Annotated in this window: 23 protein-coding genes and 2 pseudogenes; 4 read left to right on the top strand and 21 right to left on the bottom strand. The window is 46.1% G+C overall.

Annotated features, from left to right (window positions below):
• The 14 genes and pseudogenes from TY10_RS29660 to TY10_RS29655 all read right to left on the bottom strand — a co-directional run.
• On the bottom strand, positions 1 to 141 hold a 141-nt coding region (locus TY10_RS29660), incomplete at its 3' end, for an isocitrate lyase/phosphoenolpyruvate mutase family protein (RefSeq protein WP_202903156.1).
• A 154-nt stretch (positions 142 to 295) separates the two neighbouring features.
• Positions 296 to 979 carry a hypothetical protein gene (locus tag TY10_RS05555; protein ID WP_042161434.1) on the bottom strand — a complete coding sequence of 228 codons (684 nt, stop codon included), beginning with the start codon at positions 977 to 979 and terminating at the stop codon, positions 296 to 298.
• A 597-nt stretch (positions 980 to 1,576) separates the two neighbouring features.
• The gene (locus TY10_RS05550; RefSeq protein ID WP_042161432.1) at positions 1,577 to 2,569 is read right to left on the bottom strand and encodes a serine hydrolase domain-containing protein; all 993 of its coding nucleotides are present in this window, start codon (positions 2,567 to 2,569) and stop codon (positions 1,577 to 1,579) included.
• Positions 2,566 to 4,308, bottom strand: coding sequence for an ATP-binding cassette domain-containing protein (locus TY10_RS05545; protein WP_202903155.1), 1,743 nt, complete (start codon positions 4,306 to 4,308; stop codon positions 2,566 to 2,568). Before TY10_RS05545 ends, TY10_RS05550 begins: the two co-directional genes overlap by 4 nt.
• Before the next feature lie 37 nt (positions 4,309 to 4,345).
• Positions 4,346 to 4,972 carry a P-loop NTPase family protein gene (locus tag TY10_RS30970; protein WP_202903154.1) on the bottom strand — a complete coding sequence of 209 codons (627 nt, stop codon included), beginning with the start codon at positions 4,970 to 4,972 and terminating at the stop codon, positions 4,346 to 4,348.
• Positions 4,973 to 5,133: 161 nt separating this feature from the next.
• Positions 5,134 to 6,126 carry an aminoglycoside phosphotransferase family protein gene (locus TY10_RS05540; RefSeq protein WP_042161430.1) on the bottom strand — a complete coding sequence of 331 codons (993 nt, stop codon included), beginning with the start codon at positions 6,124 to 6,126 and terminating at the stop codon, positions 5,134 to 5,136.
• A 10-nt stretch (positions 6,127 to 6,136) separates the two neighbouring features.
• Positions 6,137 to 7,276: a ribosome small subunit-dependent GTPase A gene (gene rsgA, locus TY10_RS05535; RefSeq protein ID WP_162160575.1), complete on the bottom strand. Its 1,140-nt coding sequence runs from the start codon at positions 7,274 to 7,276 to the stop codon at positions 6,137 to 6,139.
• Between the two features lie 316 nt (positions 7,277 to 7,592).
• Positions 7,593 to 8,426 (bottom strand): malonyl-ACP O-methyltransferase BioC, encoded by an 834-nt coding sequence (gene bioC, locus TY10_RS05530; RefSeq protein ID WP_042161428.1) that lies wholly within the window; start codon positions 8,424 to 8,426, stop codon positions 7,593 to 7,595.
• Entirely contained in the window at positions 8,389 to 9,138 is a 750-nt protein-coding gene (locus TY10_RS05525) for an alpha/beta fold hydrolase (RefSeq protein WP_042161426.1), read from the bottom strand. The genes bioC and TY10_RS05525 overlap by 38 nt, the downstream gene beginning before the upstream one ends.
• The gene (locus TY10_RS05520) at positions 9,138 to 9,944 is read right to left on the bottom strand and encodes an aminotransferase class I/II-fold pyridoxal phosphate-dependent enzyme (protein WP_337588333.1); all 807 of its coding nucleotides are present in this window, start codon (positions 9,942 to 9,944) and stop codon (positions 9,138 to 9,140) included. Before TY10_RS05520 ends, TY10_RS05525 begins: the two co-directional genes overlap by 1 nt.
• Entirely contained in the window at positions 9,931 to 10,311 is a 381-nt protein-coding gene (locus TY10_RS32200) for an aminotransferase class I/II-fold pyridoxal phosphate-dependent enzyme (protein WP_337588332.1), read from the bottom strand. The genes TY10_RS05520 and TY10_RS32200 overlap by 14 nt, the downstream gene beginning before the upstream one ends.
• An 87-nt stretch (positions 10,312 to 10,398) precedes the next feature.
• A complete protein-coding gene (gene bioD, locus TY10_RS05515; RefSeq protein WP_042161423.1) occupies positions 10,399 to 11,157 on the bottom strand; it encodes a dethiobiotin synthase in 759 nt (252 codons plus the stop codon).
• 5 nt (positions 11,158 to 11,162) lie between these two features.
• Entirely contained in the window at positions 11,163 to 12,509 is a 1,347-nt protein-coding gene (gene bioA / locus TY10_RS05510) for an adenosylmethionine--8-amino-7-oxononanoate transaminase (RefSeq protein ID WP_042161419.1), read from the bottom strand.
• A 61-nt stretch (positions 12,510 to 12,570) separates the two neighbouring features.
• Positions 12,571 to 13,218: pseudogene (locus TY10_RS29655) on the bottom strand (phosphomethylpyrimidine synthase ThiC); the annotation flags it as partial.
• A 341-nt stretch (positions 13,219 to 13,559) separates the two neighbouring features.
• Here TY10_RS29655 and TY10_RS05500 point away from each other — a divergent pair.
• The 4 genes from TY10_RS05500 to TY10_RS05485 are packed head-to-tail and all read left to right on the top strand — an operon-like array spanning position 13,560 to position 16,287.
• On the top strand, positions 13,560 to 14,015 hold the full coding sequence (locus TY10_RS05500; RefSeq protein ID WP_042161415.1) for a hypothetical protein: 456 nt from the start codon (positions 13,560 to 13,562) through the stop codon (positions 14,013 to 14,015).
• Between the two features lie 55 nt (positions 14,016 to 14,070).
• A complete protein-coding gene (locus TY10_RS05495) occupies positions 14,071 to 14,523 on the top strand; it encodes a hypothetical protein (RefSeq protein ID WP_042161413.1) in 453 nt (150 codons plus the stop codon).
• Positions 14,524 to 14,576: 53 nt separating this feature from the next.
• Entirely contained in the window at positions 14,577 to 15,029 is a 453-nt protein-coding gene (locus TY10_RS05490; protein ID WP_042161412.1) for a hypothetical protein, read from the top strand.
• Positions 15,030 to 15,045: 16 nt separating this feature from the next.
• Positions 15,046 to 16,287 (top strand): sialidase family protein, encoded by a 1,242-nt coding sequence (locus tag TY10_RS05485; protein ID WP_042161410.1) that lies wholly within the window; start codon positions 15,046 to 15,048, stop codon positions 16,285 to 16,287.
• A 166-nt stretch (positions 16,288 to 16,453) separates the two neighbouring features.
• Here the strand turns inward: TY10_RS05485 and TY10_RS05480 are convergent, their stop codons facing one another.
• The 7 genes and pseudogenes from TY10_RS05480 to TY10_RS31295 all read right to left on the bottom strand — a co-directional run.
• The gene (locus TY10_RS05480; RefSeq protein ID WP_042161441.1) at positions 16,454 to 17,254 is read right to left on the bottom strand and encodes an ABC transporter ATP-binding protein; all 801 of its coding nucleotides are present in this window, start codon (positions 17,252 to 17,254) and stop codon (positions 16,454 to 16,456) included.
• Positions 17,255 to 17,331: 77 nt separating this feature from the next.
• On the bottom strand, positions 17,332 to 18,384 hold the full coding sequence (locus TY10_RS05475; protein ID WP_042161408.1) for a FecCD family ABC transporter permease: 1,053 nt from the start codon (positions 18,382 to 18,384) through the stop codon (positions 17,332 to 17,334).
• 32 nt (positions 18,385 to 18,416) lie between these two features.
• Complete coding sequence (locus TY10_RS05470; protein ID WP_081735128.1) at positions 18,417 to 19,475, bottom strand: FecCD family ABC transporter permease; 1,059 nt, start codon at positions 19,473 to 19,475, stop codon at positions 18,417 to 18,419.
• Positions 19,476 to 19,481: 6 nt separating this feature from the next.
• Positions 19,482 to 21,410 carry an AraC family transcriptional regulator gene (locus TY10_RS29650; protein ID WP_162160573.1) on the bottom strand — a complete coding sequence of 643 codons (1,929 nt, stop codon included), beginning with the start codon at positions 21,408 to 21,410 and terminating at the stop codon, positions 19,482 to 19,484.
• Between the two features lie 315 nt (positions 21,411 to 21,725).
• Positions 21,726 to 22,472: a type I methionyl aminopeptidase gene (gene map, locus TY10_RS05460; protein ID WP_042161406.1), complete on the bottom strand. Its 747-nt coding sequence runs from the start codon at positions 22,470 to 22,472 to the stop codon at positions 21,726 to 21,728.
• A gap of 5 nt (positions 22,473 to 22,477) precedes the next feature.
• Positions 22,478 to 23,086, bottom strand: a complete 609-nt coding sequence (locus TY10_RS05455) for a TetR/AcrR family transcriptional regulator (protein WP_042161404.1) — start codon at positions 23,084 to 23,086, stop codon at positions 22,478 to 22,480.
• A gap of 171 nt (positions 23,087 to 23,257) precedes the next feature.
• Positions 23,258 to 23,400, bottom strand: a pseudogene (locus tag TY10_RS31295) (cell wall hydrolase); the annotation flags it as partial.

Below are 23,400 nucleotides of genomic sequence, written 5' to 3'. Positions count from 1 at the left end.
TTCCCCATCCTTATAACCAAGCGAAGCAGAAATTCCAGCACTTGTTGTACCGATCGCTTCAAAACCAGCGGCTTCAAAAACTCGTGCGCTGCTTACATCCCAGGCATTTGGCAAAATTAACGTGCGAGATAAATGATGCAGCTCTTTAAACCGCTTATACTGACTTTTTTCGGTTACTCATGCTACCACTCATTTCTATTTATTTTCACAAGTATAATCATATCACAGCAATAAAATAACAAAAGCAGCTGATCTTCTGATCGGCTGCTTTTGTGTTGTTCCACATTGTTTCTCTTTATCTAGCGTTGAGCCCGCTACTGTCTGAAGTCGTACGATCGTAGACGACAGTTTCTTTAGTGCCGTCCGCATATTCCAGTTCAACCTCATCGATTCGGATCGATTCCAAGGCCCCTTGATACGTGAAGCGGTTGAATACAAGTAGATTATCATCAGGCTCAATTGGTCCAACAATACGAAGCTTAAAAGTATTTTTTCCAGAGTGTTCGTCATACGAAGGATCGCCTACAGGATTAAATGTACTGAGTTTGACGTTATAGTAATTGATCGTTTTTCCTGTCAAATTATTTACTTGCCACGTCAGCGTGATACCATTCGCGGAATTAATGGCATATTTGAATGCATTTGGCTCACTGAAACGATCTTCTGCTGTCACTCGGTTCACTTCGGGCTCGTCAATAGACTCTTCGTTGCCGCTTTGATTCGCGTCACCAGAAGTCTCTATCTTTTCTTCGACCTCTTCAATCGGTGGTTCTTCTACAGTATTCGCCTTTTGCTCATTATCTGAGGCCGCTTTTTGCCCAGTTACGACTGGTGCCGATTCATTCCGATCATAAGCTAATGTTTTATCGTTCGTGAGATTGAATTTAGATTTTACTTCATCCGAAAAATACACGCCGCAAATGAATGCGATTGCAATTGAAATTATAAAAGATAAAAAGAAACTTACTTTAGTCGCCATGCACAAGTTCCTCGCCTTTCCGTTATTTGCTATATAATAACAGATTCAGGCTCAGAGCAACAGGAATAAAATAGTAATATTGAACTACAAAAACAGGCTATGCGAAATGTTGCAGCACCATGCTTTCTGTCTTTGTTAGCCACACTGTTCGCTCCTCATAAGTGCTGTCCGCCATAACACGGAATACTTTACGCTCCACACGAATTGGACACTGCTCTTGATGCTCAACATATCCAGCGTGTGAGCCTGGCTGGAGGCATACAAATCTATCCGGCCTCAGAATACTTTGCCCTGCAGAAGCCAGTTCGTCCTACATTCATGCTCGGCTATGCTAACCTTACTGAAGATCAGATCAGGCACGGCATTGGCATCTTGTCACAAGTCATTAATCACTCTCCCTCCCGCTAGACCTTAATATGTCTCCTGCATTCAACGGGAAAATAGAAAAACGCCGCCTGCAAGTATGGTTAAATGACCATACTTGCAGACGGCGTTTTTTGGAATGCAACCAAGTCCGCCGTCCACATTAAAGCAGAAGCCTGCATCAGGTGTTTCCACCCTATGCATCTACTTGCCCGCTGCCGGCTCTCAATAATTTTACAATATAGCCCTTCTCAATATATTTTCATATATATCTCCATAAGATTTACTCGAAGGCGTTGGTGTAGCTTGGATAATTGATACAAAATTTTTATCTGGAACTACAGTTATCTCCTGCCCCCCGAACCCTCTGCATCCATATCCGTTAGGAAAAAGCCACCATAGATACCCGTATGCGTTATCGTCACTTGATGATGAACCAATCGAAGCATGAGTATACGAAGAGTTAATAGCTTGCTTTACATACTCCAAAGAAACAATCTGCCTTTCGTTGTACTTGCCATGATTAAGAAACAACATCCCTAGTTTGGCAAGATCCCTTGCAGATAAATCGGACTCCTCCTCGCCTTTCATGACCGTATAGGAAAAGCCGCAAGGACTTTGAGGCCATCTCCCGCTTGAAATATGGAGGGGCTGATACAAAAATTCTTTTGTGATGTCAAATGCAGTACTTCCACAAGCTCTGCCAATCACTGCAGATAGAAGCATGACGTCCCATTCCTTGTACTGAAATTGCATGCCGGGTACACTGTTCATATCGATATCTGCAATATGCGATATCCAATCATTCGTTCTCATCATTTGAACCATCATCGGACAATGATAATGAATCCCGCCATTCCAATAAATGCCGGATGACATGGTAAGTAAATGGCGAATCGTAATGAGCTTATGGTATGGATGAATATTCAGCGTAAATTCCCGCAAATAGCTCCCTATTGGTTCATCCAAGCTTTTGATAATCCCCTTGTCGAGGCATATTCCTGTTGCAATGGAAAGAATGCTTTTCCAAATGGATTTAATACTGTTTCTGCTATTCTCGTTGTACTTATTGTAATATCGTTCAAAAACAATCTTTCCGTTTTTCACTACCAACACGCTGTTTACAAGACGATATCGTTTTTGCTTGATATAATCATCAACTTGATTTAAAATGCTGCTGTCCATTCCTTCATTTTCAGGAGTAGCAATCACCCATTCAACGCTCATATTTGCACCCGCTTCAGATATTTCCCAATAATCGAATTTTTGTTTGACGTTAACTCCTTCGGAGTGCCTCGTGCAAGCACATATCCACCGTCGCTGCCGCCGCCAGGACCCATTTCGATCATATAATCGCAGTTTGCCAAAACAGCTGGATCATGCTCCGTAACGATAATCGTATTCCCGGCATCAACAAGCTGCTGCATCAGCTCAATCAAGCGGTCCGTATCGTATAAGGAAAGACCCGTTGTCGGTTCATCTAGAATATATACATTGCCGCTTCCGGTTTGTTTGCAGAGTTCTTTTGCAAGCTTGATACGTTGTGCTTCGCCGCCAGAAATCGTCGGAGTCTTTTGCCCGAGCGTAATGTAGCCCATTCCGACGCGTATAAGTGTGGCAAGAATGTCAGATATCGATTTGTCATATGCCTCAGATTCATTGCGCCCAAAAAATTCTGCGGCTTCCGTTACACTCATGGCCATGATGTCTTTGATGTTCTTCCCATCGATCGTTACGCTCAATGCTTCTTCGACATAGCCTGTTCCACTGCACATATCACATTCCACTTCGATCGAGTTCCCGAATCCGATATAATAGCTCTTAAAACCTTCTCCTTTGCAGGTTCTGCATCCGCCTTCAGAGTTCACCGTAAACAGCCCGGCTCCATAGCCGTTCTCAATCGCTTCAGGCTTTTTGGCAAACATCACACGGACACGATCTGTAATCCCTGTATAAGTAGCCGGACAAGAAGTTTTACTTCGCCCGATAGGCTTTTGATCCACTACGATACATTTCTTAATAAGTGCAGTCCCGGTTACGGAAGCTTCATTCATCATAAGTGAAATATCATCGTCATCAACTTCATGCACGAGTTTGTTCTTCAATAATTGCTTCAGCTTAGGTACCAACGTATCGTGAATCAAGCTGGATTTCCCGCTGCCTGACACTCCCGCAATACCCACCATTAATCCAAGGGGTATCGAAACGGTAACATCTCGCAAATTATGCAGATTCGCATGCGCGATTGTCAGCAATTTCTGGTTATCAACCAGTTTATAGCTATTTTTGAATCTAACTATGTTTGTGCCAGTGAGATAAGGTGCGGTTCTAGAGGTATTACATAATTTAAACTCCTGTAGACTGCCTTGGAAAATTCGCTCTCCTCCATAAATACCGGCATCGGGACCAAGGTCTATAATATAATCGGCGGCAAGCATAAAGTTTTCGTCATGCTCCACGGCCACAACGGTATTTCCGCGTTTGACAAGGTTTTGTATGATGTTGATCAGCGATTCTTTTTCCGCCTCGTGAAGCCCAATTGTTGGCTCGTCAAAAATAAATATGATCGAATCCATTTCTGCGATTATAAACGATGCGAGGAAAAGCCGCTGAATTTCGCCGCCTGAGAGAGTAGGCACTTGACGAGAAAGAGCGAGATGGTGCAAACCGACATCTATCATACACTGCAGCTTTATGATGATCTCGCCAATGAGGTTTTTACCAGGCAATGCGTCCCTGTGATTGATGAAAAAGTCTAATAGTTCGTCTATGTACATATTCTCAAGCTCTGTAATCGTTTTGCCTGAGAGTGTAGTGTGAATGGCTTGTGCACCAAGACCTGAGCCTTTGCATTTGGGGCATATTACATGAGCGGCTTTGATCCCCCATAAGTCGATTTCTTTATCCATACTATTGTGCCGGATGTGCTTGCTTGTCACATGCTTCTGCATATCATGAAAAAACACGACAGCTCCCACAAACCCGCTTTTGCGGCATCCATATTTAAACAATAGCAATAATTCGTCCGATAATGTGCCGATTGAATGATTCACGTCTATTTGATGCAGTTCGCAAAACATTTTTAAAATTCGTTTTATGGAATCTATGCTTCATCAAAAAACCATTAAAAATGCTTTTGATCGGGATATCCAGCTTGATAATTGCATCCTCATCAATCTCATGGTATCGACCGGTACCTAAGCATTTCACGCACATTCCTTTAGGAGAATTTTTCTGGAAAAACTCCATAGAAAGCGGCAAACCATCGTCGTGCATAGATTCGCGATATCCGTATGCGGAAAATAAAATCGCCAATAAATTCCCAACCTTCGATCGCGTGCCGACTGTACTTCTCGGATTGGATTGGCGGATAATCCGCTGTTCAACCGCAACAGTGGGAGACAATCCGGAAATCATGTCAAACTTAGGGTTCGTATCAAACATATACGGTTCCCCTGAAAATTGGAGGTACCTTCGCTTACCTTCTTCATATAAAGTATCGAAAGCCAAGCTTGACTTGCCGCTGCCTGAGACACCGGTAATTACAGTCAGTTTATTTCGCGGAATTCGTACTTCGATGTCTTTCAGGTTGTGTATCCGAGCACCTTTTATTTCAATAAATTCATTCATATTACCCTCCACCTGGCAAATTGAATTGATAAATAGAAACAGCACATCGTGTACATAATGACTCAAGTTAATAGTAGTTTAGCGCACATACGTTCTCTTGTAAATGTTTCCATAATTCACAAATCTATTTATCAACTATTCAAACGGTGTCCTGCTCTAAATTAAGTGAGCATGGCATAAAGAATTTGTACATAACGCTCCTTTGGACATTCATTCTGTCCATACAAGTAGATACTGACAATACGGAAGCCCCATGCAAGGACAAAAACATCCCGCACAAGCTTATCCCCCAAGTCAAAATCTACACCTTGAAGCTTTGCGCCTTGACAGTAGCTGTCCATGATGCCCCGTCGTAAGCCAGGCAGCATGGAAACATCCCAGTCCGAATAGACGAAAGCTTCTATAAGGAGGTCTATGGCATCCTCTCCCATCCGGCCATATCCAGCGCAGTCCCAGTCAATGAGATATACCGAAGTGGTCCCGCTATCTTTGCGTAAAATTATATTACCTTGGTGTACGTCTCCCTGACACAGAGTTACTGGAAGAGCTTCTAATAAGTTAAGCAGCTCATTAGCTTGCTCCGCATAGCCATTAAGAATTTGCCGTAATTCATCAGGGAAGCCTTCAATAGTGTCGCGAAGCGGCTCTTTCACGTTGTTCCACCAAAGGTCAAAGCTGGAACCTACAGCCGGGTAACCTCTTAGCAAACTTAGATCCCTCCGTCCTCTTAGGTGGTAATCTGCTTGGAAGCTGCCAAGCCTTTCTGCAGTGAGTACCAGATCTTCAGCATCCAGATGCTTGCCTGTTACACCTTCTACATATTCCATCCAGATGCGGGTCAAGTCTGCCTCCTCTTCGAGCAGCAAACAGCACGGCAGCTTGATTTGATTGGGAATGATTACATTTGCGTCATATAGATCATGTTCCCGTCGCCAGCAATTCGGATCGCCATGCCTTTCCCACTTCCGCTGTGTTTTCACAACAAGCTTATACGGTTGACGATCACTTCCTGTTACAGCCTCACCGCTTACAAAGTGTACTTCCCCAACCGTTCCTCCCTGCAATGTCTCCATCTCATACGAGGCATCGCTGACGGGCGTACCTAACAGTATAGTCAACGCTTGAAAAAGTGACTCTTCTTTTATCATCAACATGTTATGTCTCCTATCCATTTTTCTTCTTTCCTTTCTTCATTCCTGAATTTCTTGCAACAAAGCCCGATTCACGTTTTTGCGCAAGATAGCTGCTCCACTTCTCTTGTGTCAAGCTTCCGTTCTTAATCGCAGTCTGCACCGCACAGCCCGGTTCCTGGTTATGATTGCAGTCAGAAAACCGGCATCCGGCAAATAGTTGTTCAACCACGGAAAAAGACGCGCTAATTCCTTCATCTGCCTGCCACAATCCGAGTTCACGCATACCAGGTGTGTCAATTATAAGAGCGCCCGAAGGAAGCTTCACGAGCTGCCTGTGTGTGGTTGTATGCCGGCCTCTCGCATCATCCTCACGAATTTCCTTAACGGCCATCAATTCATGCCCAGCCAATGCGTTGAGCAAAGATGACTTGCCTATCCCAGATGAGCCTAGAAAGACAATCGTCTTTGCGGGTTTTAAAAAATCACTAAGCCGTTCAAGACCCATTTTCGTAAAACTGCTCAAAGCGATAATGTCGATATCGCCTGCAATATTTCGCAGTAATTCCACTTTCTCCTCATAGGTTTCGCATAAATCGGCTTTGGTCAAGACAATGACAGGAAGGCCGCCACTTTGTCTAGCTAGCGTTAAATACCGGGCAATACGGTTCACATTGAAATCCTGATTGAGTGACGACATGATGAACACATAATCGAAATTAGCTGCTACAACTTGCTCTAGTACGGTTTTGACATAGCCTGCAGCGTGTCCGGAAAAATCCGTTCTGGAAAATTTTGATTGCCGAGGCATAACATTGACGATGCTTGAGCTTCCGTTGTGATTGTATTTCAACCATACGAAATCGCCGACTGCCGGGAATTCGTTTCTTTCTTTCAGTTCATAGACAAACGAGCCTTTGAGGGTAGCAGCAACCTCTCCATGCTCGCAGATTGCCTTGTATTGCTCACGATGGATTTCTATAATCCTTGCTGGAATTAATCCGTTAATTGTTTGGCTGTCTCGATAGCCGTATGCTTGCAAATTAATTATTTTACATCGCTCCTTAGTTGAGATACGAATTTTGGACGCAAAAATACCGCAAAACAAGCAGCCTCTTTGGAAGCTGGTTGTTTTGCGGTATCTGTCAGAAAAATCTGCAAACAAATAGAACACGATTTGCATCGCATCCCGCAAACAGCAGTATACACAATAGGTTACTTTGAATGCGGCGCAGCTAATAAAGGGGAAGTCCCCCTAAACTTTTGACTTGCGCCTAATATTCAGTTTTAAAGTAAAATCACCGTATTTGAAATTGTCATTGTATTTGTCATATGCTTTTGCACATCCCCTTTCGAGAGTAAATCATCCTATGCGGATTGAATTTATTTTATTTGGCCCTGGTATATTTGTCAATATCAGGAGTTGAAACAATAGGAAAATAATAACGGATCAAAGCAACGGCAGCGGATACTTCGGCTAAAAGTTTGGTTCATCCCGCTTGAAACAAAAGCAACTCATACGTGGCAACGACACCGTCCTGAATACTATACTTCTCCTCATATACCTTATACATTTCAGTGAACAATCGCCGAGAGCTGAGTCTGCCTATTTTAATAGCTTCAGAGGTGCTTGCGCCCATCGCTTTTATAGATTGAAGAAATTCTCTGGGTGAAGTGTACGCTTCCTTTACTAGATCCTGCTGATAGCAGATAGTAGAAAACCCAGCTTCCATAAGAGCGTCTTTCCATTGATCTGGTGACAGTACTGATAATCCATGCCGCTGCGGCTCCATTCCATTTGCGTAATAAACATCAGTAAAAGCCTGATGGAGCTCGTGGAATGTTTTTGGTCCAAATGTCGTGAATACTAGCAAGCCCCCCTTGCGAAGGATCCTCTTCAGGTGACTTAGCGTTTGACTCGGGTGACTTAGCCATTGAAAGCAGGCATTGGAAATAATGAGGTCGACGGAATCAGATGGAGCTGCGGCTGCCCACATCTCCACATCGGCCTGAAGAAAACTTATATTACCCGATTGACTGGACTTAAACCGTTGTTCTGCAGCTTTAATCATTGCGGGTGCGATATCTAGCGCAGTAATCGAAGCATATGGCCATTGGTTTAGCAATAGTTCAGTCAAATTACCTGTACCACAGCCAATTTCCAGCATGTTCAGCTCGTCTGCATTTCTGCCGCTGCTGTGCCAACCTATAAGACACTTTGCAAGTTGGGCTGCCATTGTACGCTGTACATCGGCGTGAATGTCATACAATCCCTCTGCGCTACGATTAAATTGACGCTGAATTGCTGTTTTTCGATTGTTCATGCCACCAGCTCCTGAATCCTTTTGCAATTTGCTCTTCCCTCCCCAGAAATGGCACATGTCCGCTATTAGGTATTGAATCTAGCCTGGCATGAGGCATTAAAGAAGCAAGCTCCAAAGCTGCACCATAAGGACATATTTCATCTTCAGTGCCATGAACCAGCAATACCGGACAATGAATATGGGTCAATTGAGATAGGACTTCCTCTTCTCGTAAGATTTGCAGCCCAGCGATTAATGCCTGGACCGTCCAGGCACCGTGAGGAGGAAGATTCTGATCTTTCCTCATCTCACGTTCCGCTTCTGTAAACAGCATTCGTCGAAATTTTGTTTCTACTGCTTCTCGATCTTTCACGATTCCGGTGCACATCTGCCTCACATAGGCATCGGCCCAACCACGATCAGACTCATCTTTGGGACGTGTAAATCTAGCGGTTGCCGCAAATAGCAATAGACCGTCAGCCAAGCCTTTGGCAGCGAGTCTCAATGCCAATAAACTCCCAAGGGACCAGCCTCCGATTATCAAGGGATGCTGTATATTTGCTGCTGCTATCTCAGTAAGAGACTTCATTTGCTCTGGCGTATCCGCATGACTATAGTCAACGGTTACATGATGATATTCTGGCAACCACTCGCGAAGCCTATTGAATACGGAATCTGCTATACTCCAGCCGGTTAACCATAAGATAGACCCGTTCTTTTCAGATACAGTCATCACAGCACCCCAATTTGATGTCCGATAGTACGGATATAATAGGCGGCATCGATCAATTCCTTGTCCGAATGTACGGCTGATAACGAAAATCGAATGCGAGCTGTACCATCAGGTACTGAGGGAGGACGAATCGCAACCGCTGCAATCCCTTGTTCTTCAAGCGCAAGACTAAATCGCATAGCGGTTTCATTATCACCCACAATCAACGGTACGATTGGAGAGTCACCGTCACCGGTAATGAAACCAGAATCGCTTAGCAAAGAACGAAATAATCGGCTTACTTCGAGCAACCTTTCCCGGCGCCAGTGATCCGAAATGACCAACTCTAATGCCTTTGATATCCCGGTTACAATAGACGGCGGCAAAGCAGTCGAATATATAAGCGGTCTAGCATGATTAACTAACCATCGAATCAATGTACGGCTGCCACAAATATAAGCGCCATAAACGCCGAATGATTTACTGAATGTCCCCATATGAATATCGACTTGATCCTGCAATCCAAGATCATAGCTCAATCCCTCACCGCATCTTCCGTAAATCCCCCCGCTGTGCGCTTCGTCCACCATCAGCATCGCTCCAAACTCTTGTTTTAGAGCAACGAGTTCGCGCAAGTGAGCTTTGTCACCATCCATGGAAAAAACGGCATCCGTAACAATTAGCTTTCGCCTTCGATCGCGGTATTTTTTCAACAGTGTCCGCAAATGTTCCATATCATTATGACGGTACCGAACGTGCTCCGCACGACTGAGAACCACCCCGTCTACGATGCTTGCATGGTTCAAACGATCACTAAAAAGCGACATCTCCGCGGCCAACAAGCGCTCCAATTACTCCGGAGTTAGCCATATAACCGTTCGCAATTACAAGTCCAGCTTCACATCGTTGCCACTCTGCCAGAGCTTGTTCCAGCCGGCCATAGGGCGTCCGGTTGCCTGTTACTAGACGTGAAGCTCCTGAACCGACACCTTCGGACAGCAGAGCTTCCCTCATCACCTCGATGATAGCGGGATTGTCTGCGAGACCAAGATAATTATTGGAAGAAAGATTAAGTAGTGCACGTCCGCTGCGCATCGTGTATCCAGGAGATTCCCGGTCGATTTCGCTTTGATGCAAAGAACGCTCCAACGACATTGCTGACAATAATTTGAGTTCTTCTTCCATCCATTTCATAATGTCACCGCCTGTTCGAATCCAAAATTCTCGATGATTTGATGATCGATCGACACTTCATATTTGCAATTTTGATGTCCAACGTAATCATCCTCCCATGGTTTGAACTGTTATTGCATCTCTAATAGGCGCGAGATTAATTGCTGCTCGAAATGTCTCTAGTAACGTTTCTGAGTTAAATCCAGTATGCAAACGGGGTAATCGGGGTAATCGACCAAGGACCTTAAGTCCACTGTAGCGTTCAATGAGCTCTGCGTTCATAGCGATACTAGGGTCGTCATTCGATTCTGTATGTTCTATGTCATTCATAATAACGCCAATGATTGGGACTCCGATTCGCTCAAGATAGGAGACGGTTAGAATTGTATGGTTAATCGTACCAAGACCGGAGCGAGCTACGATCAATGCAGGTATACGGAGTTCCGCAATGAAGTCTGCCACGAAAGCCTCTTCGGTCAACGGTACCGCGACACCGCCAGCGCCTTCGACGATTAGCGCCTGGTAATGATCAACAAGCGGTGATCCTGCAGAGATAATCTCCCTTACTGTTAACGTTACTCCAGATTGTTTGGCAGCGAGCATCGGAGTTAAAGGAGCTTCGAAAGTAAAAGGGGCAACAACTTCAGGTCGTTCCTGGATTCCCGTAAGAGACAACAATCTTTCAGCATCGGTCATCCCGCGGCCCATCGTCTCACCTGATTGCACGGGCTTCCAGACACCGACATCCATCCCTTCGGCACGAAGCGCAGCGGCAATGGCGGCCGTTACTATTGTTTTTCCGACGCCAGTGTCTGTACCAGTTATAAATAAACCAGGTATGATCGTTTTATCAATCGCTTTGCTCATTTAACTCAACCACCTTCGGTAACGTCAATAATAGATTGCGCCAAAATATCCGTCATAGCATCCAGCTCGGTTTCCGAGCTGGAAAGGGGAGGAATGAATACCATCACATTACCAAGAGGCCTTGTTAACATCCCGAGTTCCCTTGCCCGCTGAGTCGCACGAACACCTATCCGTTCTACCCATTCGTAGGGCTCGCGTGAAATCTTATTTCGCACGAGTTCGATGCCGACCATTAGTCCCTTTTGCCGGATATCGCCAACATGAGGCCGATCCTTTAACTTCGCGAGTTTATGTTCGACAAACGCTGCCTTTGCTTCTACCTTTTCAATCATCTTTCGTTCTTCCATCAGCTTTAAGCTAGCCAATGCAACTGCACAACCAAGCGGGTTTCCCGTATAGGAATGCCCATGGAAAAAAGTTTTTTGTTCTTCGTAATCGGCATAAAATGCTTGATAGATTTCATCCGTAGCAAGCGTCGCTGCCACAGGCAAATAGCCTCCGGTAAGTCCTTTTCCAATTACCATCAAATCCGGACTGACCTCTTCCAGATCGCAGGCAAACATAGCACCCGTCCGACCAAAACCGGTTGCTACCTCATCAGCTATCAAGAGGACATCATGCTTTCGGCATAATGCAGCCATCTCTCTCAAACAGTTTGGTGGCATGATAATGATGCCGCCGGCACCTTGAACAATCGGCTCCACGATAAGTGCTGCGATCTCCTCCGCACGTGTCTCGAGAAGATGTCGAAGAGCGGTTAATGTTGCATCGAGTGCCATCTTCTCGCCACCTTCATGACGATAAGCGTAGGGATAAGGAATAACGTGAGATGGGAATAGCATAGGACGGAACACTTCGTGGTAGAGTGGTATCGCACCCACGCTGACTGCCCCGATTGTATCGCCGTGGTACGCCTGATTCATTGTGATGAAAGTGCTTTTGCTCTTGACCCCCTTATTCTGCCAATATTGAAAGGCCATTTTAATCGCAATCTCCACTCCTGTCGCTCCGGAATCAGAGTAAAAGACTTTGTTTAAACCTTTCGGTGTAATTCCCGCCAGCTTTTCCGCAAGCTCAATTGCTGGTCTATTGGCCATTCCGAGCAGGGTTGAATGCGCAACTCGACCTAACTGATCTGTGATCGCCTGATTTAATTCCGGCACATTGTGACCGTGTACGTTAAGCCAAACAGAAGAAAAACCGTCATAATAAGCGCGGCCTTGTACATCAAAGAGTTGTATTCCCTCACCGCGTTCAATGATAAGCGGGTCTATGTAGTCTTTCATCTGAGTAAAAGGATTCCATAAGTAATCTTTATTTAGGCCAGCAAGTCGTTCGTAGTCTGTTAGCATTATGATCACCATCCATTTTTAATTGTTAACCTATATTTTAAAATAATAGGTTAACAATTAGTTATACTAGCAGATCGATACTTCGATGTAAAGAGAGTTCCATACGGAGACACTGCAGCATCGCAGAACTTATTTTGAACAAATTATGAACCTCCAAATTCAGTTTCTCTGCTTTGCCGCCCACCTTTTCCAGTGCTTGATACAAAGGAACTGTACCGATTGGTACGGGAGAATTGCGGATAATCCATTCCCGTGTCTAATGAATATTTTTACCCGTGGACAGATCCATAATGGTATCCGCTCCCCAACGTGTTGCCCATCTCATCTTTTCTACTTCTTCGTCGATAGATGATGCTACGGCGAAACTTCCGATATTGGCATTGATTTTCACAAAGAAATTTCGTCCGATAATCATCGGTTCACTTTCACAGTGATTGATGTTGGATGGAATTATGGCTCGCCCGGCAGCCACTTCGTTACGCACAAATTCTGGAGTTACGTTTTCTCTTAACTCGATGTACACCATTTCAGGGGTTATGACCCGATTTCTTGCATAATGCATTTGAGTGACATTCGCTCCAGCTGCAGCACGCAATGGACGTCGGTTCATTCCAGGGAATAGCTCTGCTTGCTTGACTGCTCCCTCTGATCTATGACCATTATCTTCAGCTTGAACGGTTCTGCCTGGATATTCTTCGACATCCAACCTTTAACGACGGTCATGTTCATCCATTTAAATTCTCGACATTAATTCAAGCGCCGCTAATTAAATAAAAAGCCAAAAAGAGATGGACTGCTGGTATAACAATAACAAAGAAGCTTTCGGCCGATGCTATGGTCCGAAAGCTTCTTTAGTTATTGCAAATTTATTTAGAAGAATTAGGGCATTTGTACGTTTCTATTAATCTCGCATTGAATACTGTGATTAAGAGCGTTTTTATAAAATTCATAGAAAGCTGATCCATCCAGTTGGACATGCTGTAATCACGCTGGGAAGGATTTTTTGGATTCGCTTATTCAAGTAAGGTTTAAATAAGGAGATGGTTTTACATGCTTAACATTCTGGATTTCGAATTTGAAGAGGTGCCGATTGGCGGAGGCTCGCTGCCGCTAGCGGTAAATGCCGGACAACCCGAGCTGCCGTTAACCGAAATATGGCTTGGAGTGACCGGGATAAACCAGTATATCTTTATGTATTCCACGGTAGGATGGCAAGCGCTTGTGGGTACTTCGACCATTGCGCCGGAACTGATTTTCCGCATTCGCCGTGGAGGATTTGGGACAAACTCCCCGATTGTGTTTCAAACGTCGGATTCTGCACTTTTAATCGGGAATACAGCCATTAGTGCCAACATCGGAATCACGACGGCTTTTAATCATACGGAGCTTCCTCCAATGTCCGTTATCGGTGTTGCCCAGCAATATTTTCTGACGGTTCAAAATATCGGAGTAGGCAATGCCACTATCGTCGGTCCTGTTAATTTAACCGGGTTTGTCTTAGGCTAATTAACGCATATAAACGTTAAACCAGCAATATTTTATCACGAAGGAGCTGCATTAAATGCTCAATATCCTTGATTTTGAATACGAAGAGATTGCGATCGGCACCGGATCCCTTCCTTTAAATTTGCCTACCGGCACTGAAGTTGCATTAACCTCAATCTTTCTCAATATTCCGAGTATTAATGTTAACATTTTATTCTCCGCTACGGTCGGCTGGGAGACACAGTTATTAAATCAAACCGTTATTCCTAGCCTGATTTTCCGCATTCGCCGCGGAGGATCCACTACAAGCTCGCCGATCGTATTCCAGACGAATGATGCTCAATACCTGCCGGATTTCAATCAGTTTATTATGCCGATCAACTTTAATAGCTCGTTTGATCATTCGGAGAATCCCATTCCTTCCATCGTCGGCACCTTTCAGCAATATTTCTTGACCGTCCAAAATAACGGAATCGGAAGTGCAGCCGTTATAGGCCCGGTAAATTTGTCAGGCATGATACTCGGGTAAACGTACAGTAACCTATATCTCACATTTCTATTACGAAAGCGAGGAACTAAGAAATGCCTACTATTTTGCAATATTCAACGCAGGATGTTCAGGCAGGCGGAGGATCTCTTCCACTTGGATTGACCCAAGGCGTCGAAATCCATTTGACTTCCATTTGGCTCACTGCCAGCAGCTCGACTAATCAAATGACCTTTTGGGGCAATATCGGCTGGAGCGTGCAGCTATTGAACCAAGCCGTCACTCCTCAATTGACTTTCCGTATTCGCCAAAATGGTTTTAGCCCCTCGAATCCAATTTTATTCGAGACCACCGATTCCGAGCTGTTTCCCGGAAACCTGGGCTTTATTATTCAAACCTCATTTAATACTTCGTTTATTCATACGCAGACGCCAGATCCCACATTGATAGGAGTTGCCGTACCTTATTATTTGACGGTTTCCTATTTTGGCCTTGGCAATGTTGCGATTTCGGGTCCTGTAAATTTAACGGGTCAAATATTGGGATAGATAGGAGAGAGTCTGCATGACCAATATTCCGGTTACGAACGATACGTTGTCTCAGCAGGAGCCGTCCATCACCGTAAACACACTGAACAATTTGACGGTCATTGTAACTTCCAGCAGCATTGCTACAGGCACTTCACGAATTAATGTTTATGTCTCCCAAGACGGGGGATTCACCTACCCCTCCGCCTTCACGCTTGCGCTGGCACCGGGCTTTACGACGCAAGGCAATGCTGTTGGTTCTTATGGATACCGCAATAAGTTCATCATTGCTTCCACACAGCTGAATCTGAATCCAGTTATGGATTCATCGATTGCGGTTTATACCTCAAACGACAATGGAGTAACTTTTTCGAATCCCATCATCACTTGTGAAGGCTATGGTGTACAAATCTATAATGATAAGCCGTGGATTGAAATCGATAATTCCAATGGCAGTCCCTATCAAGGCTTCGTCCATATGGGCTTTAACCGCTATTATGATAATTTTGCCACCTCAGGTTCCTACTACCAACGATCAATGGACGGCGGACAAACGTGGTCGACTCCAATTCTGCTCTCCAATCAGATGGTCGGTACTGCTACATTCGGTTCCAATGTCGTAGTTGGACCAACCGGTCAGGTATATATAGCTTGGGCACAGTACAGTCCTGGCAACCCGCAATTCCTCTTTCGCCGCTCAGATGATGGTGGAGCTACGTTCAATTCGACCGTGGCCGTATCCAATATTTCTTTAGTACCTAGTCCGCTTCCAGTGACCGGATTTGGTTTCCGTGTGCTAACGAGCGCATTTCTTGCCGTGGATTTGTCGCCAAATTTAGGTCAAGGCATCGTATATGCCGTCTGGCAGGATTACCGAACGGGATCTTCCCATATCTATCTATCCAGATCGACCAATCAAGGTAATACATGGTCCGCACCGATTCAAGTTGATGACAGCCCTCCCGGGACGCAAAACTTTTATCCGAATATCTCGGTATCCCGTGTAACCGGTCTGATCCAAATCGTTTATTATACGAATCGCGTAAATTCCAGCTTGCTTGATGTTTATGGTACGACTTCCGGAGATGCAGGAGCTACCTTTGCGGTCAATACTCGGCTTTCTGCAACCTCGTTTGATCCAAACGCCGATCCGAGCTATGGAGAGCCATGCAGGTCTTTAGGCGACTATATTGACGTAGCCTTCACTTATCCGGATAGGCCGATAACCGTATGGACCGGAATGATTAACAATGTGCAGAATATTATCGGGAATATTTAAAAACGACGACAATCGGTCTTTCTGACCGGCAGCCGTCGTTTTTCTTTTTTAATACTAATCTTATTAAAAAGTGCTTCAATAACAACAGCAGCCAATTACTCATGGGCTGCTGTGACGATATATTAAACGATTACTTCCCGCTAACCTAATCAACCAATCACAGAACCTATTGTGAGTTGCGCTTGCCGATTGGAACAATTAGAGGGGTTTTCGTAACGGGGTCTTCAATAATTTTGCAAGGCAGATCAAATACCTCTTCGACCAGCTGCTCCGTCACAATATCGCCGGGACGGCCTTGTGCAACAATATGGCCATCCTTCATAGCAATAAGATGAGTAGCATAACGCGCTGCGTGGTTCAAATCATGCAGCACAGCGACAAGCGTATTCCCCTGTTTGTTCAACTCCGCAAAAAGCTCCATCAATTCGATTTGGTGAGCAATATCAAGATAGGTGGTCGGTTCGTCGAGAAGCAGGAGAGGCGTCTGCTGTGCCAGCGCCATAGCAACCCATACCCGCTGCCGCTGCCCGCCCGACAGCTCTTCAACCAAACGATGCGACAGCTCTCTGGTCCCCGTCGCCTCCATCGCATTTGCGACAATCTGCTCATCCGTCTCCGACCACTGCCGAAACAGGCTTTGATGCGGATATCGTCCGCGTGCTACAAGATCCGCTGCTGTAATGCCCTCGGGTGCAATTGCAGACTGCGGAAGCAATCCCAGCTTGCGGGCAATCTCTTTGCTTTTGCTGGCTGCTAGTGCCTTGCCATCCAGAACAATATGTCCAAGCTCCGGCTTCAGCAGACCAGACAACGCGCGTAACAACGTAGACTTCCCGCATGCGTTGGGACCGATAATAACCGTAAAGGAATTATGCGGAATCTGCACCGACAGCTCTTGTATAATTTTCCGTTTATCATAGCTGACAGTCAGATGATGGGCCCATAGAGGTGAATTCGGTAAATGCATATGCCCTTTCTGGTGGCGTTCGTCTTGACACTCAGTATTTATCATCTCGGTCTGCAACCTCCACTCCTATTGCAATGTTAATCGTGTTGTCTTTTTCTTGCCTGTGAGAACAACAGCCATACCAAATAGACGCCGCCCAGAGACAAGGTGACCACTCCAACTGGTAAAATCGTTCCTTTAACAGCCCGTTGAGCTAGAAAATCGGACGCTAGCAGCAATAAAGCGCCCATTACTGCGGCTGGAATTAAGCTGCGTGACGAACCGGCCAATCTGCGGGCGATTTGGGGAGCCGCCAATGCGACAAAGGTAACCGGCCCCATCACAGACGTCGGTACTGCAGTCAGCACTACTGCTGTCGCGATGAGCAAGAAACGTGATCTTTCAATAGATACGCCATGCGCCTTCGCAGCATCATCTCCAAGCTCTATTTCACGAAGCGCTCTTGTTTGAAGTCCGGAAAGCAGCAGCAGCACTAGTGTAACGATAGAAGCAGGCGCCACATGCAACCAGCTTACACCGTTAAGTGAGCCGATGCCCCAAGCTGCAGCTGAAAATGCCGCATCCGAATCGCTGCGCAGCAGCAGCATCGCATTCAGACTGCTCAGCATAGCGGATAAGGCAATCCCGGCAATAATGAGCCGGAAGCCCTTCGAACCGCCGCGAAACGCAAGCGCATAAACAATAACGGCGGTTGCAAGACCGCCAGCAATGGCGCCGGTTGCAACCATTGCAAAGGAAACGGCGCCTGTACCGAGCAGCACCAGCAGCGCTCCCGTGTAGGCACCTGAGCTAAAACCGATGATATCAGGCGAACCCAGCGGATTCTTGGTCAACGATTGGAAGATCGCTCCGCTTACGCCAAGGCCTGCTCCAAAGACGATGGCGGCAACCACTCTTGAAAGCCGCCACTCCACTACAACCGTTCGAGTCATCCCTTCCGCTTGTCCAAATATGGCACCCACAGCGTCAATAAGTCTGACTTGCATCGTGCCGTAAACCAGCGACATTGCGGCAAGAACAAGTACGCCTCCCAGCATGACTAAAGTTATCGCCGCGGCTCTAACTCCCACCCTGCATTTTACAGGCCAGGTCAATACAATCTCACGCCGGCCGAACTGAATGGGCTGCATCTCTTCATCCCCCTTGCTTGCCATTCCCTCAGTTATAGGCCGCTTGCTTGTTTTCTTCGAATGAGCACAATCAGTACAGGAGCACCGATAAATGCAGTGATGATACCTACTGGAATTTCTGATGGCGGCATCACCACCCTGCCAACAATATCAGAAGCTAGCAATAGCAGTGGAGCTGCTGCTAGTGAATAGATAAAAATCCAACGTTGATCCGGTCCCACGATCCAGCGTACGCAATGCGGAACCATTAAGCCAACAAAGCCGATTGGGCCAGCGACCGCTGTCGCCCCTCCTGCTAGAAAGGCTACAGCTATCAGCGAGAGGATTCTCGTTCGATTAATATTTACACCCATGGAAGCCGCACGTTCATCGCCCAAAGCAACGGCGTTAAGCGTTGGCGCAATGACCAGCGCAATCAGCGTACCTAGCAAAATAAATGGCAAGACGGGCCACAGCTCTGCAAGGCTCCTTCTTGCCAGCGATCCAACGCTCCAATACAGCATTTTCGAAAAGGCTTCGCTATTAATCATCCGCAGAACGGTAGTGATTCCGCTCAACACCGCTCCGAGCGCAACTCCCGCCAGCGTAATCTGCAAAGGATTAGGCGCAATTCTCCCTGCCCCTCCGCTTATCAAGTAAACGGCAATCGAGGCAAGCAATGCGCCTCCGAAGGCATACCACATATAACCGGAAATGGACGATACGGAGAAGACGCCTACACCAATCGCTACAGCAAAAGCGGCTCCCGCATTGACACCCAATATACCAGAATCGGCGAGCGGATTTCGCGTAAAAGCTTGGATAAGCGCGCCCGACAATCCGAGCGCCAACCCCACTGTCAATGCTAGAACAGTTCGCGGCAATCGTGTTAGCAGGACGGCTGTATGGTCATAACTGCCGTCCGGGGCGGTTAGTGCCGACCAGACGACTGACGGAGCAAGCGCCTTAGCTCCAACTAGTAAGCTGAGGACTACTGCGACCGCAAGAAGGACTAGCAGAACAAGCAATCCTGTTGTTCTGCCAGCCAGTGTTCCGAGTATTCGAGCTGGTGCCTTATCTTCACTAAGTTCATTCCTTGATGCTGATGTCACGACGGATTACTCCTTACCATCCAGCATTTCCGCAAATTGTGGCACCAGATGATCGATTGTCCAAAGCAAAGCCTTGATGCTGCCTGTAGAAAATGCACGGGAGGATTCGCGATCCAATACGAGCGCCCTGCCTTCTGCTACGGAAGGAACCTTTTGAAACAAGGGATGCTCTCTCACTATATTCGGTTCAACGCCGATAGGCACGATTACCGTCAAATCTGCATCTAGCAACTCCAGCCGCTCATCCGCAACTTTAATGGCGAAGTTCGTATTTTCCATCTTCTCGATCTCTGGCTTGACCACAAAACCGAGACGGGTAACAAAGTCAATACGAGTGCTTCCCGTTACATAAGCACCGAAGCCGCTCGATTGATAAGAGCCGACAACCGCAGTCTTGCCCGCAAACTCCGGATGCTCGCTTACTGCTTTGGCGAATCTGTCATTGACCTGCTTGAGAAGCGCTTCTCCCTCTGCTTCCTTGTTTAACGCTTTTGCAATAATGCGCAGCTGGTCCTCAGATGAGGTTTTGTATCGGTCTGCCCCTGCCGGAATGCCCACCGTTGTAGCGATTTCCGACAAACGCTTGTATCTTTCCTCGTCACCAGACGATTTCACATCGAAAATCAGGTCTGGCTTAAGACTTGCAATCAGCTCGTAATCCGGCTCTAGTGTTCCGATTAAAGTAGGTGAATTCTTGTAACTGCCCTCCAGCCAAGGACCAATTCCGTCCCCGCCGAATGCCACCCAGTCGCTAGCTCCGACAGGCTCGTATCCCAGGCTTAGAACCGTTTCCGCATCCCCCCAGCCAAGCGCGACGATCCGCTGCGGCTGCTGCGTGATTTCTACTGTTCCGAACTTCGTTTCAATAGAAGCCGCATATTGTTGTGGTGTTGACGATTCTACCGTTCCAGCTTGTCCAGTTCCGTTTTGCTGTGTAAGGGCCGGCGTCGAATTTCCCCCTGCTGTTGTACCTGAACCGCTGTTGCCGGTCGCCGAACATGCGCTTAACACTAGAGTCAGACAAAGCAGCATCGTTACTGCCAATTTATTACTGCGATACATCATAGAATTTCCTTCTCCTCCACCTGAATAATAATGATAATCTTTATCACTATTGTATATGGACGAAGCGGGACCTCCAATGTCATATCGAGCCAAACGGGATGACATATAAGGACGCTTAGAATCTCTATGCTTCTCCTTGCGATACTGCAGCGGCGATACCCCAAGACGTTTTTTGAACATTCTGCTGAAATAATAACTGTCCGGCTGTCCGATGCTTTCAGCAATTTCCTGCAGTGTAGCGTCTGTGCTTACAAGCAGTTCCTTCGCTTTCGTAATCCGGATATCGATGATATATTCAATCGGACTGCTGCCAGTGCTATTCTTAAACAATCTCGTTAGATGACGTGTGCTGCAATTCAGGCTTTCAGCCAATTGTTCCAGCGTGATTGGTTTCGCATAATGAGCATTCATATAGTGAATTGCTTGGGCAACGATATCGTTGCGAACAATGAGCGCACCTTTTGTGTTCGCTTGATGAAGCACCTCATAAACGAACTGATAAAGCAGCGATTTGACGCGAATTTTCTGAAGCTTGTCTCTTCGTTGGCCTTCCCAAGCCTCGTGCATCTCCCTCACCTGATGGAGCAAGTCAGCCGAAGAAACCGGTTCAATGCTATAACAATGATGATAGGCTCCGCTGCGCACATTCACGGGCAGCAATCGGCGCCGGATCAGTTCAGGCAGTTCTGCACCATAATAGATCAAGTAATATTCGAACGTATTTTCGACGCGGTCAATTTGCATGACACTTCCCTTAACTCCATGTAAGACGATTAAGCTTTTGACGTTTTGGCGGATATCGCCCAAGCTTACAGCAGCTTTTCCTTTAACCACGTACATAAAGCAGTTTGATGGTAGATGGTAGGTCAAGGCCGCCTCTCCTTTATACCGGACAAAACGGCGAATATCATGCAAATTAATGTGCGAATAGCTCCAAACAAGCTGGTTTGACTTCATCCCAACGTCCCACTTCCTCGTAATAGTTAGGACTCATTATAATTGATAACGTTTCTCATTGTAAAGAAGGGCGTACTCCCCCTTCAAGGAATATAGTATAAGGAATGATTCTAAAGATCCGATAAACATTTATGCAATAGCTCCCACAAAAAAACAAAGCAACTCCGGGAGCAGCTTTGTTTGTTGATAGAGAACTTGCTTATTTTTAATAAAACCTCACAAATACCTCTATTGTTCAGTTAATATAATTGGGCCGTCTGCCGTAATGGCGATCGTATGCTCATATTGTGCGGAAAGCGAGCCGTCTTCGGTTCTGGCGGTCCATCCATCTTCATCAATTGTCATTGTCGCTTTTCCCGCATTCAGCATCGGCTCGATCGTCAGAACCATCCCTTCCTTCAAGCGGAATCCTTTGCCCGGAATCCCCATATGGGGGTAATTAGGCTCCTCGTGCATCTCTCTTCCGACGCCATGACCAAGCAGATCACGCACCACCGAGAATCCGTTCTGCTCGGCATGAGATTGAACTGCGTGCATCACATCGCCGATCCGGTTGCCGACGATAGCTTTTTCGATACCCAGATATAAGCTTTCTTTCGTAACCCGCATCAGTTTATGGGCTTCTTCCGACACTTCGCCAACCGTATAGGTCCATGCCGAATCACCAACCCAGCCATCTGCCTGCGCAACGATGTCAATTGTGACGATATCACCATCTTGGAGCGGCTTATCGTTCGGGAAACCATGCGCAATGACATCGTTGACCGACGCACATGTCGCAAACGGATAGCCGTTGTAGCCAACGGTATAAGCCTTGGCCTTATTCTCCTTCAGGAACCGCACCGCGAACGACTCGATATCAAGCGTCGTGACACCCGGCCGGATCATACCTGCAATTGATCGATGAAAAGCAGCGACAATTCCGCCGGCTTTTCTCATTTCCTCAATTTCTGTTCTCGATTTCAAGATGATCATTCCATTCATCTCTCCCTTGCCTGTATGCCTGAAAAAATCATATCGACGATTCCATCCGCATCGATCTCATTCCGCATATTGTGGTGGATATTTAATGTTGTGCAGCCCACTAGCGAACCAAATATCAGATTTGCAGTTTTCTCCGGTGACTTGGAACCAATCTCCTGACGAATCATTTCCACTAAGGGCAAATAGATTCGTTCCTGAAATTCGCCATACAGCTTGCTGAACCGGTTCCCCGGGAAGTGATGAAAGTTATCGGCAACTGTTTTTAGCAAAATAAATACGGAAGGCTCCTGAATGCACTTATGCAAGAGCAGCCTTGAGAACGACTCCGCTTTAAACATACTGCTACTTCCGTCGTCTCCCGTTAAAGCGGGTATTACTGCGGTTTCGGCCTGATTCAAGGCATCCCACAGTAAATCCTCCAAGAGCATTTGCTTATTTTTATAGTAATGATACACGGTTCCGTAGCCAAGCTCTGCCTGGACCGCAACATCACGGATCTCCAATTGAATGCCTTTCTCTAAGTATACTTCCGCAGCCGCTTGCATAATTTGGCTCATCCGCATCTCCCGGATTGCATCATTTTGTTCTTTCGTGCGTGGTGACATGGCTCCTCCTTTTTTTGACCTGCTGTAATGTCAATGTAAAAACAATATACATCATCCAGCAGTAAGGATCAAGTCTTTCAATGCTCTATGTATAACCGTAGCAATAACTTTTTTCGACTCAAAATCAAAAAAATGCCGCGCTTTACGCGGCTCTCAAGGATCAACTTTTCATTAGTACGTATTATAGATGTTCTCACATTCTTCTCCGGTTGGTTCATAAAAACAGTGCTTCTTCCATCGTCCTGCGAGCGGCTGATTATACCAAGTATCCGGACATGGCCCGGGATTCTCGAACGATCCTGGACGGAAATACC

Origin of the sequence: Paenibacillus gorillae (assembly GCF_000513275.1) — a bacterium.
Lineage (GTDB): Bacteria > Bacillota > Bacilli > Paenibacillales > Paenibacillaceae > Pristimantibacillus > Pristimantibacillus gorillae.
Note: the sequence above shows the minus strand (reverse complement) of the source record. Positions and strands in the feature narration are given on the sequence as shown.

Bases quoted from the DNA above. Each gene is read 5' to 3' on its own strand.
- TY10_RS05555 (WP_042161434.1), bottom strand. From the start codon at position 979: ATGGCGACTAAAGTAAGTTTCTTTTTATCTTTTATAATTTCAATTGCA.
- TY10_RS05550 (WP_042161432.1), bottom strand. From the start codon at position 2,569: ATGAGCGTTGAATGGGTGATTGCTACTCCTGAAAATGAAGGAATGGAC.
- TY10_RS30970 (WP_202903154.1), bottom strand. From the start codon at position 4,972: ATGAATGAATTTATTGAAATAAAAGGTGCTCGGATACACAACCTGAAA.
- TY10_RS05540 (WP_042161430.1), bottom strand. From the start codon at position 6,126: ATGTTGATGATAAAAGAAGAGTCACTTTTTCAAGCGTTGACTATACTG.
- bioC (WP_042161428.1), bottom strand. From the start codon at position 8,426: ATGAACAATCGAAAAACAGCAATTCAGCGTCAATTTAATCGTAGCGCA.
- TY10_RS05525 (WP_042161426.1), bottom strand. From the start codon at position 9,138: ATGACTGTATCTGAAAAGAACGGGTCTATCTTATGGTTAACCGGCTGG.
- TY10_RS05520 (WP_337588333.1), bottom strand. From the start codon at position 9,944: ATGTCGCTTTTTAGTGATCGTTTGAACCATGCAAGCATCGTAGACGGG.
- TY10_RS32200 (WP_337588332.1), bottom strand. From the start codon at position 10,311: ATGAAATGGATGGAAGAAGAACTCAAATTATTGTCAGCAATGTCGTTG.
- bioD (WP_042161423.1), bottom strand. From the start codon at position 11,157: ATGAGCAAAGCGATTGATAAAACGATCATACCTGGTTTATTTATAACT.
- bioA (WP_042161419.1), bottom strand. From the start codon at position 12,509: ATGCTAACAGACTACGAACGACTTGCTGGCCTAAATAAAGATTACTTA.
- TY10_RS05500 (WP_042161415.1), top strand. From the start codon at position 13,560: ATGCTTAACATTCTGGATTTCGAATTTGAAGAGGTGCCGATTGGCGGA.
- TY10_RS05495 (WP_042161413.1), top strand. From the start codon at position 14,071: ATGCTCAATATCCTTGATTTTGAATACGAAGAGATTGCGATCGGCACC.
- TY10_RS05490 (WP_042161412.1), top strand. From the start codon at position 14,577: ATGCCTACTATTTTGCAATATTCAACGCAGGATGTTCAGGCAGGCGGA.
- TY10_RS05485 (WP_042161410.1), top strand. From the start codon at position 15,046: ATGACCAATATTCCGGTTACGAACGATACGTTGTCTCAGCAGGAGCCG.
- TY10_RS05480 (WP_042161441.1), bottom strand. From the start codon at position 17,254: ATGCATTTACCGAATTCACCTCTATGGGCCCATCATCTGACTGTCAGC.
- TY10_RS05475 (WP_042161408.1), bottom strand. From the start codon at position 18,384: ATGCAGCCCATTCAGTTCGGCCGGCGTGAGATTGTATTGACCTGGCCT.
- map (WP_042161406.1), bottom strand. From the start codon at position 22,472: ATGATCATCTTGAAATCGAGAACAGAAATTGAGGAAATGAGAAAAGCC.
- TY10_RS05455 (WP_042161404.1), bottom strand. From the start codon at position 23,086: ATGTCACCACGCACGAAAGAACAAAATGATGCAATCCGGGAGATGCGG.